Origin of the sequence: Pseudomonas sp. NFPP07 (genome assembly GCF_900115645.1) — a bacterium.
Classification (GTDB): domain Bacteria; phylum Pseudomonadota; class Gammaproteobacteria; order Pseudomonadales; family Pseudomonadaceae; genus Aquipseudomonas; species Aquipseudomonas chlororaphis.
The window spans coordinates 55961-69374 of sequence record NZ_FOXG01000006.1 but is presented as its reverse complement, the minus strand read 5'-3'; the positions used below and the strand labels follow the sequence as shown (position 1 = coordinate 69374).

The window sequence follows — 13414 nt, the reverse complement described above, 5'->3', positions numbered from 1 at the left end:
GTCAGGACGCCTCCTTCACTTTCTGCGCGCTGCCCTGGGCCGCGGCCTTGTGCGCGGTCGGGTGGATCAGCACGCGGAACGAACTCTTCTGCGCCAGGCTGTAGAAGTCATGGGCGAAGTCGTCGAGGTCGGCGGCGGTCAGCTTCAGGCGCCGCAGGAAATAGTTGTAAACCAGCACCGCCGGCACCGCGACGGCGATCCCCACGCCGGTGGCGACCAGCGCCGCGCCGATCGGCCCGGCCACGGTTTCCAGGCTCGCCGAGCCCGCCGCGCTGATGCCTTTCAGGGCTTCCATGATCCCCCACACGGTGCCAAACAGACCGATGAAGGGCGAGGTGCTGCCGATACTGGCGACCACCGCCAGGCCGGTTTCCAGGGAACGCCGCTCACGGACGATCTGCTGGCGCAGGGCGCGCTCCAGGCGGTCCTGATGATTGATGGCCTGGCTCAGGTCCGCCGCGTGCGCTGTGTCGCCGACCTGGATCGCCGCGTAGCCGGCCTGGGCCACACGAGCGGCGGCGCCGGGCTGGGTTTCGCTGAGCTCGGCCGCCGAGTCGAGGCTGGAGGCGGCCCAGAACTGTTTGTGAAACTTGCGATCCTGGGCCTTGAGGCGGGCGAACTGCGCGCCCTTGAGCAGGGCCAGGCCCCAGGTGGCCACGGAAAAGACCACCAGCAGCCAGATCACCGCGCTTTCGATGGATTCGAGTGGAGATGCCAATAACGTCATGTTCTTTTCCCTCTGTATAACCTTGTAGGAGCGAGCTTGCTCGCGATAGCGACCGACCAGGCACAGCACCTGGCGCAGGCTCAATGAATCTTGAAATCGATGGGTACGCTGACCCAGCCGTCCTGGGCGACATCACCCTGCTTGGCCGGCACGAAGCTCCAGCGTTTGACGGCCGATAACGCCGCGTCGTCGAGCTGCTGGCGACCGCTGCTTTTCTGAATCTGGATCTCGCCGGGCTTGCCGCTGGCCAGTACATGCACCCGCAACAGCACCGTGCCTTCCCAACCGCGACGCTGGGCCAGCGACGGATATTCCGGCGCCGGGTTCTTCAAGTACGCGGCATTCGCCGAAGCCGGGGTCACGGGCGCCGGGGCCGGAGGCGCAGGCGGTGCCGGAGCGGCGACAGGCGCGGCCGGTTGTGGCGGCGCGGGCTGTTGCTGGACCGGTTTCGGCGCGGGCTTGGGCACCGGTTTTGGTTTGGGCTGCAGTTTGGGTTTAGGCACCGGTTTGGGCGGTGGCGGCTTGACCGCCAGTTCGTCCTCCACCGGCGGTGGCGGCTCCACCATCGGCTGTACCGGCTGCGGTGGCGGCGGTTCGACCACCGGCGGCGCGGGCCGGGAAAACTCGATGGTCATCGGCGGAATTTCCGGCGGCACGATCGGCAATACCGGCGTCGGCTGCTGGTTGATCCAGTAGATCACCGCACCGTGCAACAGCAGGGCGATCACCCCGAGCGCAATCGCCTCGCGCCGCCGCAGCCCGGCCTTGGGAGCCTTCTGCAAACGCAATTGGCCCAACGGCAAACGATGCGGCCGGCCGAGATCGACCAGATCGCCGCTCGGTGCCTGACGCCACAGCACCTCATGTGCACTGGCGGCGGTCTGGACATTGCCCATTGATTAACTCCCTACAGTCTTTTGCGAATAACCCGACCCACACCTGCGAACTCCCCCGGAGCAGCGTCGAGGGCTGAATGATTGGCGCCAGACACTTATCTCCGAAAGTAATCTTTAAAGTTATGGATAGATCAAAAACGCATATTTAAACCCGTCATCTCGCGCCAGGCCGCGCGGATCAAGGGCTGCAGGGAAGGAGTCAAAAAGCCATGCTTTGCGAGCATTGAAAATATTCGCCAAAGGCATCGCATCGCCGCGGCAAAACCGCAGCGAAGCGACAGCCGTGGCGAAGTAAAAGAGACCGACCGAACGTCGATCAAAGGAATCAGGGCGCACCCGATAAAGCGGACCCCAAGCGCCCCTGAACAGGGTGTTCAGACGTTCAGTACCTGGCTCTCGCACAGCGCCAGCAGCTGGCTTTCCAGGGCCTTGCCGGCTCGGCTCAAGCCGCTGCTGCCGTATAACGCCAGGCGCACGCCCTGGATGTCCGGCAAGCCGCTGGCGGCATCGAGCACGCAATGCCTAGCGCCCACCACTCGCACCGGCAGCAGGCTGATGCCCAGGCCCGCCGCCACCGCCGAGCAGACGCTGGCCAGGCTGGCGCTGGAATAACCGATGCGCCAACGCCAGCCGCCAACCTCGAGGTGGTGCAACATTTCATGGCGATACAAACCGCCCACCGGGAACGCCACCAACGGCAACGGATCGCGGCCAAAGGCCGGGGTGGCGCGGCTGTCGACCCAGCACAGGGGTTCCGGCCACGACGCCAGGCAGTCGTCGCTGGCGCCCATCTGCTTGACCAGCAACAGGTCGAACTCGCCGCGTCGATAGAGCCGGGTCAATTCCGGGCCCAACCCGCTGGTGACTTCCAGGCGCACGCCGGGATGGTCCTGGCCGAAGCGCGACAACAACGGCATCAGCCGCTCGGCGGCGAAGTCTTCCGGCACCCCGAGGCGCAACACGCCCTCGCTCTGTTGATGCAGCAAGACATCGCTGGCTTCTTCGTTGAGGGCCAGGATCCGTCGCGCGTAGCCCAGCAGACGCTCGCCCTCGGCGGTGGCCACCACCCGGCGCTGGTCGCGGTCGAGCAACTGGCAGTCCAGGCTCTCCTCCAGCCGCCGCACCTGCTGGCTGACGGTGGACTGGGTGAGGTGCAGGCGCTCGGCGGCGCGGGTGAAGTTGGCGCAGTCGACGACGGCGACAAAACTGCGCAGCAGCACAGGATCGAACATGGCAGCACCATTCTGAATGCCACTGATTGGCATGGTTATATTTAATTTCAGAATACATCAGGGCCTGAGCATACTCGGCGCTCGATCAGCGCGGCACAGCCCAACACTGGCGCGACGCCGCGCGCCCGATACGGAGCCCCCATGAAAGACGATCAGGAGTACCTGCAACGCGCCGTCGAACTGGCCCGGCAAAACGTCGCGGCCGGCGGCCGGCCGTTCGGCGCGGTACTGGTGCGCGACGGCCAGGTGCTGGCCGAGACGGTCAACCAGATCCACCTGACCCAGGACCCCACCGCCCACGCCGAGCTGTTGGCCATCCGGGTTGCCAGCCAGCGGCTCGGGCCGCGCCTGGACGGCTGCGTGATCTATGCCAGCGGCCAGCCCTGCCCCATGTGTTTGAGCGCCATGTACCTGTGCGGTGTGGCGCGCGCGGTATTCGCCGCGGACAACGCCAGCGCCGCGCCCTTCGGCCTGTCCACGGCGGCGATCTACGAACAACTGGCCCAGCCTCTGGCGGCCCGGCGCTTGCCGGTGCAGCACCTGCCGCAGGCGGCGATGCACGAGATCTACCGCGACTGGCAGGCCCGCCATGCCGCTCGCTGAGTCGCGTCTGCGCCGCCTCGGCGGCTGGGCCCTGCTGATCGCCCTGGGGCTCAACCTGCGGCCGATCATCAGCTCCATCAGCCCGCTGCTGATGGAGATTCGTGGCGCCACCGGCATGAGCTTCCAGAGCAGCGCCTGGCTCACCAGCCTGCCGGTGGTCTGCATGGGCCTGGTGGCCTTGCTCGGGGTGCGCCTGGAAGCCCGCCTGGGAGAACGGCGCGGCGTCGCCCTCGGCCTGTTGATGATCCTCTGCGCCTGCCTGGCGCGGTTGCTCTGCGACCAGGCCGGCGCCCTGCTCGCCACGGCCCTGCTCGCCACGGCCCTGCTCGGCGGTGCCGGCGTGGCCTTGATCCAGGCACTGGTGCCAGCGCTGATCAAGCGCCAGTTCCAGCAACGGGTGGCCTTGGCCATGGGCATTTATTCGGCTTCGTTGATGGGCGGCGGCGGCCTCGCGGCGCTGCTCAGCCCGCAGGTCGCCACGCATTTCGCCCATTGGCAGGCCGGGCTCGGAGTGTGGCTGTTACCGGCGCTGGCGGCGCTGCTGCTGTGGTGGCTGCTGCCTTTCGCCGGGCCGGGGCAGCGCCTCGACGCCCCCTCCATCGGCCTGTGGCGCAACCGTCGGGCCTGGTTGCTGGCGCTGTACTTCGGCCTGGTCAATTGCGGCTACATGAGCATGGTCGCCTGGCTGCCGGCCTATTACCTGCAATTGGGCTGGAGCGCGACCCAGAGCGGTTCGCTGCTGGCGTTCATGACCCTCTTCCAGGTCACCGCCGCGCTGTTGATGCCCGCCCTGGCGCAGCGCCAGAACGACCGCCGGCCATTGCTCGCCATCAGCCTGAGCGCCCAGGCCCTGGGCTTCAGCGGCCTGGTGTTGTGGCCGCTGCAGGCCCCGCAGCTGTGGGTGGCGCTGATCGGCTTCGGCCTTGGCGCCTGTTTCGCCCTGAGCCTGATCCTCACCCTCGACCACCGTCGCGATCCCCGGGAAGCCGGGCAGCTGGCGGCCTTCGTGCAAGGGGTGGGGTTCCTGATCAACGCCGTGTCGCCGTGGATGACCGGCTGGCTGCGGCAGCTCACCGGCAGCTTTATCAGCGCCTGGTGGGTACTGATCCTGAGCGTGCTGGCCATGCTGGTGCTGACCCGGGTATTCAGCCCCTCCAGCTACCGGGAGCCACAGATGGCGACCACGGCAGCGCAGCTGGCATCTGCGACGCCTTAAAGATCAAGGCCCATGGCCACTATGCGCAACTTCTTGCGCACCCCTCTGTGGATAACTCTGTGAACAGTTATCCAAGGGCTCGATAAACCGGGACCTGCAGCCAAGTGCGCAACTTCTTGCACAGCACTGCGCAAGAAGTTGCGCACTTTCAAGCGCTTTCGAGCTGGAAATACCGTCAGCGATGCCAGAAAACGCCGGAAGCCCTTGTTCCATAAGGTACTTTCAACTCCTGGCATGCTCCTTGATATCAACTTGGCACCCAACCGGGCGATCCGTCCCACCGGGCACCTTTATTTTTTAGCAAGGAGAGCATCCATGGCTACACCAGCGTATATGTCCATCACCGGCACCAAACAAGGCCTGATCACCGCCGGTGCCTTCACCGCTGACTCCGTTGGCAACACCTATCAGGAAGGCCACGAAGACCAGGTCATGGTTCAGGGCTTCCAGCACGAAGTGATCATCCCGCGTGACCCGCAGTCCGGCCAGCCAACCGGCCAGCGCGTGCACAAACCAGTAGTCATCACCAAGGTTTTCGACAAGGCTTCGCCACTGCTGCTGGCTGCCCTGACCTCCGGTGAGCGTCTGACCAAGATCGAAATCCAGTGGTACCGCACCTCCGCTGCCGGCACCCAGGAGCACTACTACACCACCACCCTGGAAGACGCGATCATCGTCGACATCAAAGACTACATGCACAACTGCCAGGACCCGGCGAACTCGCACTTCACCCACCTGGAAGACGTGCACTTCACCTACCGCAAAATCACCTGGACCCACGAAGTCTCCGGTACTTCCGGTTCCGACGACTGGCGTTCCCCGGTCGCGGGCTAAGTCCGGCCGACCGTTACACCAACATCGGCCAGCTCTGCTGGTCGATGTTGTTTACGCCATAAGGGATTTCTTGCGTTCGTCGGCGCCCGGCCCCGGGGTCGACCCACGCGGCAGTACTGCACGAGGAACAAGGGATGTTCGCGCCGGCCAATCAGACCCACTTCAGCCTGACCGTCGAAGGTCTGGAGAACGACCTCCAGGTATTGTCCTTCACCGGACGGGAAGCCATCAGCCAGCCCTTCGCCTTCGAGGTCGAGCTGGTCAGCGCCCAGGCCGCCCTGGACCTGGAAAGCCTGCTGCACAAACCGGCCTTCCTGCAGTTGGCGCAGAATGGCACCGGCATCCACGGGCAGATCTACCGCGTCGCCCAGGGCGATTCCGGCAAGCGCCTGACCCGCTACTCGGTGACCCTCCGCCCGCACCTGGCCTACCTCGCGCACCGCATCAACCAACGCATCTTCCAGAACCTCACGGTGCCGAAAATCATCGGCCAGGTCCTCGAAGAACACGGCATCCAAAGCAATGCCTACCAGTTCCAGCTGGGTTCGATCTATCCCGAGCGCAACTACTGCGTGCAGTACGACGAATCGGACCTGCATTTCATCCAGCGCCTGTGCGAGGAAGAAGGTATCCACTACCACTTCCAGCACAGCGCCGACAGCCACACCATCGTCTTCGGCGATGACCAGACGGTGTTCCCGAAACTGGCGCCAGTGGCCTACCAGCAAGACTCCGGCATGGTCGCCAACGACCCGGTGATCAAGCGTTTCGACCTGCGCCTGGAGGCCCGCACCAGCCGCACCACGCGCCGCGACTACGACTTCGAGAAACCGCGCCTGACCCTGGAGAGCGACGCCAAGAGCGAGCTCAAGCCGGACCTCGAGGATTACGACTACCCCGGTCGCTTCGTCGATCGCGAACGCGGCAAGCACCTGGCCAAGCGTGCCCTGGAACGCCACCGCAGCGACTACCGCCTGGCCGAGGGCAAGAGCGATCAGCCGCTGCTGGTCAGCGGCCACTTCCTGGCCCTGAGCGAACACCCGAAAGCGCAATGGAACGACCTCTGGCTGCTCACCGAGATCGTCCACGAAGGCAAGCAGCCGCAGGTCCTGGAAGAGTCGGTGACCAGCGATACCACGGCCCTGAAGGACGACTTCCACCAGGGTTACCGCAACCGCTTCCAGGCCACACCCTGGGACGTGCCCAACCGACCGCCGCTGCTGCACCCCAAGCCGCGCATCCTCGGCAGCCAGAGCGCGGTGGTCACCGGGCCCAAGGGCGAAGAGATCCACTGCGACCAATACGGCCGGGTCAAGGTGCAGTTCCACTGGGACCGCGAAGGCCAGTCGGACGACAAGACCAGTTGCTGGCTGCGCGTGTCCTCGGCCTGGGCCGGCGCCCAGTACGGCGGCATCGCCATCCCGCGGATCGGCATGGAAGTGCTGGTGACCTTCCTCGAGGGCGACCCCGACCAGCCGCTGATCAGCGGCTGCCTGTACCACAAGGAAAACGTCGTCCCTTACGACCTGCCGGCGAACAAGACCCGCAGCACCTTCAAGACCCTCAGTTCCCCCGGTGGCGGCGGCTACAACGAGCTGCGCATCGAAGACAAGAAGGGCCAGGAACAGATCTTCCTGCACGCCCAGCGCGACTGGGACGAGAACGTCGAGCACGACCAGAAGATCCGCGTCGGCAACGAACGCCACGACACAGTCGAGGCCAACAGCTACAGCGAGTTCAAGGCAGAGGAACACCACACCGTACACGCCGACCGCAAGGTCGAAGCGCGCGCCAGCGACCACCTCACCGTGGGCGTGAACCAGCACATCAAGATCGGCACCGGGCAGTTCATCGAAGCCGGCCAGGAGATCCACCTCAATGCCGGGGTGAAGGTCGTGATGGAAGCCGGCAGCGAGCTGACCCTCAAGGGCGGCGGCAGCTTTATCAAGCTCGACGCCGGCGGCGTGACCATCAGCGGCCCGCAGGTCAAGGTCAACTCCGGCGGCGGCCCGGGCAGCGGCTCCGGCGCCGCGCCACTGATGCCCGGCGTGCTGAAGCAAGCCGACGCCGACAAGGCCGGCGCCCTGCTGACCCCGGCGCAAATCAACACCCTCAAGCGCAACGCGCCTTTCTGCGAAGAGTGCGAAAAGTGCAAGGACGGTGCCTGTGCCATCTGATCGCCTGACACCCCAGGCCTGGCTCGCTAGCCAGCCCCTGCAAGCCGACGAGCGTCTGTACCTGGTGATCAGCAACGCCAGCGACGCCAACCCGCTCAAGGACTTCTACCAGACCCAGGGCGCCAGCGGCCTGACCGCCCTCTGGAGCGGCACGCCCTACGCCGACTGGCAGCCGGTGATGCCCTACCTCGCGGAACTCAAACCGACCTCCCCCTTCCTCGACTGGATCGCCGAAACCGACGCCGACGACTGGGGCTGGCTCGCCGTCTCCAACTGCGAACCGGCAGTGGTGTTCGAACACCTGCGCAGCCTGACCCAGGTGAAGATGCCGGGCGGTGCCGAGGTGTTTTTTAGGTTTTGGGATGGGCGGCATATTTATCCGATTTTGGAGGGGTTGGGCGAAGACGCTGGTGAAGTGCTGCCGGTCTTCAACCGTTACTGGATCAACGGCCAAACCCTGGAAACCGGCATACGCCCGGTGCCGAAGGTCAAAGAGTGGCCGTGGTGGGAAGTACCGCAGCCCCTGCTCGATCAACTGGTCAAGAAAGACCCGACCACCCTGATCGACAACCTGATGCAATGGCTGAGCGAGGAACGCCCAGACCTGTACGACGCTTTCCCGGAGGCTGTGCTGCGCCACAAGGTCGCGCATTTCATTCGTCAGCCAGACACCCCGAAAGCCCTTAACGAAGCACTGCTTAACCACCTGACTCTGGAGCAAGGATGATGGGTCGCGTTGCCGATATCGAAAAACAACTGAACTCGTTCAAGAGCAGTCTGACGCTGTACCGCGAGCAGATCGGACAGTGGTACCTGGCCCCCCTCGATGCGGCTAGCAGAGCGACTGATAAGCCCTCCTTGCTGGGCATGGAGCGGATTATCAAGGCGGGTAATTCCAGCAAAGCGGTCAGCATGGACGACGATGACTTCTCATTCGTCGCCCGTTGCCCGGCGGGTGGCCCGCTGCTGATCGAGAGCAAATTCGAGTCGGTGTATGACATTCCCATCGGCGGTATCAAGGTCGACATCATTGCTGTCGAGGACGGTACCAAATCCACGATAACCCTGAATGAACAAGGTAAAGGCAGCTTTCAGGGAAAAGAGGGCAAGCTCTATAAAATCCATGTGCATGACCAGGTAACCAAAGATCAAATCGATGCCCTGTTCAAGTCCTACGACGGCCTGAGCGCTGACCTTGAAGGTTTCCTGCGCAAGGAATGGGCAGGCTTCAAACCCCAATGGTCCAATCAGAGCGCATCGGCCCAGGCCATGGCAATTGGTAGCGGCATTCTGGAAGGCGGCTGGGAAGCTATCAAAGGCGTCTGGGACGGCATCACCAAAGCGCTGGATATCCTGCAGAACCCCAAGAAGTTTGCAGAGGACCTGGGAGCCGGCGCCGAAGAACTGATCAAGCTGGCCAAGGAAGCGCCGGACGTCATGAAAAAGGCCATGTTGCTCGCCAGCGACGAGGCCGCCCTTTTTCTGATGGTGCGTTGCGCCTCCATCTGGGTAGCGGGATTGCCCCCCACCCAGGCCGCGGGCCAAGCAGCAAGAATGACCTCGGCGGCTGTTGTCGGGATCCTGATCGATATCGTTATCGCGATCGTATTGACTGTGGCTGCCGAGGGCGCAGGGCTGTTTTATCTTGCCGCGCGCCTGGCCAAATACGGCCAGATCATCGTCAAGGCGGTCACCGGTTTCGTGAAGGCCGTGTTCAACATCATCAAGAGCTTCATGGGTTATGTGGGCAAGTACGTCGCCGTAGCCGCTCGCGGCGTGGCCTCGCGGGTGGAAAAAGGCGTGGCGCAGCTGCGTTTTGATGGCAAGAAGAACAGCACGGTAGGAAGCAGCGGGCATCATGACGACGCGGCCCATCAGTCTAGGAACCACGACGGTAAGAGCGCCGACAGTGCAGGTGGAACCTGCACCAATGGCTGCCCCGTCTCGATGGTGACCGGCGAAGAACTGTTGACCCTGACCGATGGCCAACTCGATGGCCTGCTGCCCTTTGAATGGACCCGTCTCTATCGCACCAGCGCAGTGGAAGTCGACAGCCGCCTGGGTTATGGCTGGAGCCACTCGCTGTCCCATCGTTTGCAACTGGACGATGACGAGGTGCTGTGGACCGACAGTGAAAACCGTCAGACCCGCTTCCCGATGCCCACCGAGCAACGTCCGGCCATTACCAATAGCCTGGCCAAGGCCGCCATCTATCTGGGCGATGCGCCGGGTGAGCTGATCTTGACCCAGGCCGGTCAACAGACGCGTTTTTTCCACTTCCGCGGCGGCCGCCTGACCACCATCAGCGATGCCTACGACAACCAGTTGCATATCAGCTACGACCTGGTCGACCGCGTCCAGCGCATCGACAACGGCGCCGGGCGCTCCTTATTCCTGCGCTATGAAGACAGCCTTATCGTCGCCGTGGACTATCAGCAACGCCGCGCCGAATACGACGAGCGCGGTGAGCGTCAAGAGCCGTGGGTCACCGTACAGACCCTGGTGACCTATCAGTACAACCAGCGGGGCCAACTCACCAGCGCCATCAATGCCGCGGGCGAAAGCGAACGCTATCGCTACAACGAACAGCACGTGATCCTGGAGCGCCAACTGGCCGGTGGCGCTAGCTTTTTCTGGGAGTGGGAGAACACGGGTAAATCGTCTCGCTGTATCCATCACTGGGCGAATTTCTCGCAGATGGATGCGCGTTATGTGTGGGACGACAAAGGCACCGTTACCGTCATCAACGCCGACGGTAGCGAGCAAATATACGTGCACGACGAGAATGCACGCCTGGTCAGCCAGACCGACCCGGATGGCGCCGAAACACAAAAAGCCTACGACGAAAAAGGCCGCCTGATCGCAGAGAAAGACCCGCTCGGCGCAGTCACCGAATATCGCTACAACGAAGCCGGATCGCTGACCGCGGTTATTCCGCCAGAAGACGAGCCTACGTCCTACGAATATTTCCGCGGTTTTGTCAGCGATGTTCACCGGGGCAAAGCCAGCTGGAGATACCAGCGCAACCGTCAGGGCGACATCACCTGCCAGACCGATCCCGACGGCAACGAAACCCACTACCGCTACGACCGCCAGGGCCGCCTGCTGGAAATCACCCATCCCGACGGCAGCCGCCATCAACTGGGCTGGAACGGCCTCGGCCAATTGCTGGAAGAACGCCTGCCCGACGGCGGCCAGCGCAAGTACCGCTACGACGCCCTGGGCCGGCAAATCACCCGCCAGGACGAAAGCGGCGCCATCACCCAGTACCAATGGGACGCCGCCAACCGCCTGGTGCAGATCACCCTGCCCGGCGGCGCGACCCGCGCCTTCAGCTACAACGCCTACGGCAAAGTCACCGCCGAGCGCGACGAACTGGGCCGCGTCACCCGCTACGAATACGCCGACAACCTGCACTTGGTCAGCCGCCGCATCAACCCGGACGGCAGCCAGCTGCGCTATCGCTACGACAACGCGCGCCTGCTGCTCACCGATATCGAGAACGAGCGCGGCGAGCAGTATCACCTGGACTACTACCCCAACGGCCTGATCCAGCAGGAAACCGGCTTTGACGGGCGCAGCACCGCCTACGCCTATGACCTCAACGGCAACCTGCTGAAGAAAACCGAATTCGGCGACAACGGCAGCGAGCTGGTCACCGAATATCAGCGCGATGCCGCTGGCCGCCTGCTGGTGAAAACCCTGGCCGATGGCGAAGCGATCCACTACCGCTACGACGCCCTCGGGCGCCTGGTGAATGTCGACGACGGCCACTGGCCGCTGGCCTACGAATACGACCTGCAAGACCGTCTCATCACCGAACACCAGGGCTGGGGCACGCTGCGCTACGAGTACGACAAGCTCGGCCAGCTCAGCCATTGCCGCCTGCCCGACGGCAGCAAGCTCGACTACCGCCACGCACCCGGCGGCCAGCTCAGCAGCATCGACCTCAACGGTTCGCGCCTGACCAGCCACCAGTTCAACGCCGGCCGCGAACAGCAACGCCAACAGGGCCTGCTGCTCAGCCAGTATCAGTACGACGAGCAAGGCCGCCTGCTGGCCCACAGCGTCAGCCAGCAACAACACGGCCAGCACCACAACCTCTACCGCCGTGCCTATGCCTACGACGCCAACGGCAACCTTGCCGGCATCGACGACAGCCGCAAGGGCAACCTGCGTTATCACTACGACCCGCTGGATCGCCTGATCAACGTACGTGGCGCCACCCCGGAAAGCTTCGCCCATGACCCCGCCGGTAACCTGCTCGGCCAAGGCGACCAACCCGCCGCCAACCTGGCCAACGTCAAAGGCAACCGCCTGCTGATGCAGGGCGACCGCCACTACGACTACGACGCCTTCGGCAACCTCAGCCGCGAACGCCGCGGCGCGGGCCAGAAGCTGGTCACCGAATACCAGTACGACTGCCAGCACCGGCTAATTGGCGTCAGCCTGCCGGGTGGCAGCACCGCCACTTACAAGTACGATGCCTTCGGCCGCCGTATCGCTAAAACCGTCGACGGCCGCACCACCGAGTTCCTATGGCAAGGCGAACGGCTGATCGCCGAAAGCGGTGAAAACCGCTATCGCAGCTACATCTACGAACCCGGCACCTTCCGCCCCTTAGCCATGCTCGATGGCGAAGGCCCGGCCCAGGCCACACCGTTCTACTACCAGCTCGACCACCTTGGGACACCGCAAGAGTTAACCGCCTACAGCGGCGAAATCATGTGGTCGGCCAAGTACCGGGCGTATGGCAATCTGGCGGCGCTGGACGTTTCCGAAATCGACAACCCGCTGCGTTTCCAGGGGCAGTACTTCGATACGGAAACCGGGCTGCACTACAACCGCCATCGCTACTACAATCCAAGCTCTGGACGGTTTTTGACGCCGGATCCGATCAAGCTGGCCGGAGGGCTGAACAACTACCAGTACGTGCCTAACCCTACGGGGTGGGTGGATCCGTTGGGGTTGAATAACTGCCCTGGAGCCACAGGATCTCAACCGGGGCAATCACCCGCGACCACAAAGGGTTCATCCACAAATGAGGGAGCGCCAAAACCGCCGAGTCCTTTTACTCATTTTCCAGATGACCCCAACGAACTAACTAAGGCCCTTGGAGTACAACCAAAAGTATCCCAAACACAGCACGGGACTCAGAGGATGGTATGGGAGCCGAATGCTGACACACGAATCAGATACGAAAGTCACCCTGGAGACCCAGGCCCCTTTAATGCTAGACACCATGGAGAGCATTACCATATTGAGCTTAAGCCGTCCGGCTTAAGCTGGGGTCAAGCCAAAAGGCAGGGATTAATCTCAAAGGCGAAGCCAGATAACTATCAACCCGGGCATGGAACAGGTTTCCTACCGGGAGAAAAGCATCCAGGAACATAGAAGATGAACTCTTTTTCTGTAGCAGATGGAACCGTCAAAAAAATAACAAGTACCCCAGGGATACTAGTAGTTAACTTTACTGACTGGAAAGAGCAAGACTGGACTATTACATTTGAAAACCTGATAGCCTTCCAAAGTCTAGGAGCTGAGGGAGAGGAAATATCAGAAATAATAGAAAGTAAAAAAATACTCATTGAAAACATCAACACCGAAGACATTGATGACACCATAAAAAGCTACAGCTTCATTTCGGCATGGAGCTCAACCCCGGCATTAGTAATAGTTGCCAAAGGCTATGAAGCAAAAAAAACATAACCAGAGCCTCATGAAAGTTA

General features: G+C 62.8%; 10 protein-coding genes. 7 read left to right on the top strand and 3 right to left on the bottom strand.

From position 1 onward, the window contains the following. Nucleotide 1: 1 nt before the first annotated feature. The 3 genes from BM019_RS16225 to BM019_RS16215 all read right to left on the bottom strand — a co-directional run bounded on the left by BM019_RS16225 (nucleotide 2) and on the right by BM019_RS16215 (nucleotide 2855). Entirely contained in the window at nucleotides 2-727 is a 726-nt protein-coding gene (locus tag BM019_RS16225; protein ID WP_037034110.1) for a MotA/TolQ/ExbB proton channel family protein, read from the bottom strand. Between the two features lie 80 nt (nucleotides 728-807). Beyond that, nucleotides 808-1623, bottom strand: coding sequence for an energy transducer TonB (locus BM019_RS16220; protein ID WP_092418907.1), 816 nt, complete (start codon nucleotides 1621-1623; stop codon nucleotides 808-810). Nucleotides 1624-1997: 374 nt separating this feature from the next. After that, nucleotides 1998-2855: a LysR family transcriptional regulator gene (locus BM019_RS16215; RefSeq protein ID WP_092418906.1), complete on the bottom strand. Its 858-nt coding sequence runs from the start codon at nucleotides 2853-2855 to the stop codon at nucleotides 1998-2000. Between the two features lie 141 nt (nucleotides 2856-2996). Here BM019_RS16215 and BM019_RS16210 point away from each other — a divergent pair, with 141 nt between their 5' ends. The 7 genes from BM019_RS16210 (at nucleotide 2997) to BM019_RS30540 (ending at nucleotide 13394) form a co-directional block, all read left to right on the top strand. Beyond that, nucleotides 2997-3458, top strand: a complete 462-nt coding sequence (locus tag BM019_RS16210; RefSeq protein ID WP_092418905.1) for a nucleoside deaminase — start codon at nucleotides 2997-2999, stop codon at nucleotides 3456-3458. After that, complete coding sequence (locus BM019_RS16205) at nucleotides 3445-4674, top strand: CynX/NimT family MFS transporter (protein WP_092418904.1); 1230 nt, start codon at nucleotides 3445-3447, stop codon at nucleotides 4672-4674. The genes BM019_RS16210 and BM019_RS16205 overlap by 14 nt, the downstream gene beginning before the upstream one ends. Before the next feature lie 315 nt (nucleotides 4675-4989). Next, nucleotides 4990-5508, top strand: a complete 519-nt coding sequence (locus BM019_RS16200) for an Hcp family type VI secretion system effector (protein WP_009041653.1) — start codon at nucleotides 4990-4992, stop codon at nucleotides 5506-5508. Nucleotides 5509-5642: 134 nt separating this feature from the next. Further along, nucleotides 5643-7685, top strand: coding sequence for a type VI secretion system Vgr family protein (gene tssI / locus BM019_RS16195; RefSeq protein ID WP_092418903.1), 2043 nt, complete (start codon nucleotides 5643-5645; stop codon nucleotides 7683-7685). Then, nucleotides 7675-8412 carry a DUF4123 domain-containing protein gene (locus BM019_RS16190; protein ID WP_092418902.1) on the top strand — a complete coding sequence of 246 codons (738 nt, stop codon included), beginning with the start codon at nucleotides 7675-7677 and terminating at the stop codon, nucleotides 8410-8412. The genes tssI and BM019_RS16190 overlap by 11 nt, the downstream gene beginning before the upstream one ends. Further along, nucleotides 8412-13079 carry an RHS repeat-associated core domain-containing protein gene (locus BM019_RS16185; protein WP_092418901.1) on the top strand — a complete coding sequence of 1556 codons (4668 nt, stop codon included), beginning with the start codon at nucleotides 8412-8414 and terminating at the stop codon, nucleotides 13077-13079. Before BM019_RS16190 ends, BM019_RS16185 begins: the two co-directional genes overlap by 1 nt. A 3-nt stretch (nucleotides 13080-13082) precedes the next feature. Then, nucleotides 13083-13394 carry a hypothetical protein gene (locus BM019_RS30540; protein ID WP_139214908.1) on the top strand — a complete coding sequence of 104 codons (312 nt, stop codon included), beginning with the start codon at nucleotides 13083-13085 and terminating at the stop codon, nucleotides 13392-13394. Nucleotides 13395-13414: the final 20 nt, after the last annotated feature.

Bases quoted from the DNA above. Each gene is read 5' to 3' on its own strand.
- BM019_RS16225 (WP_037034110.1), bottom strand. From the start codon at position 727: ATGACGTTATTGGCATCTCCACTCGAATCCATCGAAAGCGCGGTGATC.
- BM019_RS16220 (WP_092418907.1), bottom strand. From the start codon at position 1,623: ATGGGCAATGTCCAGACCGCCGCCAGTGCACATGAGGTGCTGTGGCGT.
- BM019_RS16215 (WP_092418906.1), bottom strand. From the start codon at position 2,855: ATGTTCGATCCTGTGCTGCTGCGCAGTTTTGTCGCCGTCGTCGACTGC.
- BM019_RS16210 (WP_092418905.1), top strand. From the start codon at position 2,997: ATGAAAGACGATCAGGAGTACCTGCAACGCGCCGTCGAACTGGCCCGG.
- BM019_RS16205 (WP_092418904.1), top strand. From the start codon at position 3,445: ATGCCGCTCGCTGAGTCGCGTCTGCGCCGCCTCGGCGGCTGGGCCCTG.
- BM019_RS16200 (WP_009041653.1), top strand. From the start codon at position 4,990: ATGGCTACACCAGCGTATATGTCCATCACCGGCACCAAACAAGGCCTG.
- tssI (WP_092418903.1), top strand. From the start codon at position 5,643: ATGTTCGCGCCGGCCAATCAGACCCACTTCAGCCTGACCGTCGAAGGT.
- BM019_RS16185 (WP_092418901.1), top strand. From the start codon at position 8,412: ATGGGTCGCGTTGCCGATATCGAAAAACAACTGAACTCGTTCAAGAGC.
- BM019_RS30540 (WP_139214908.1), top strand. From the start codon at position 13,083: ATGAACTCTTTTTCTGTAGCAGATGGAACCGTCAAAAAAATAACAAGT.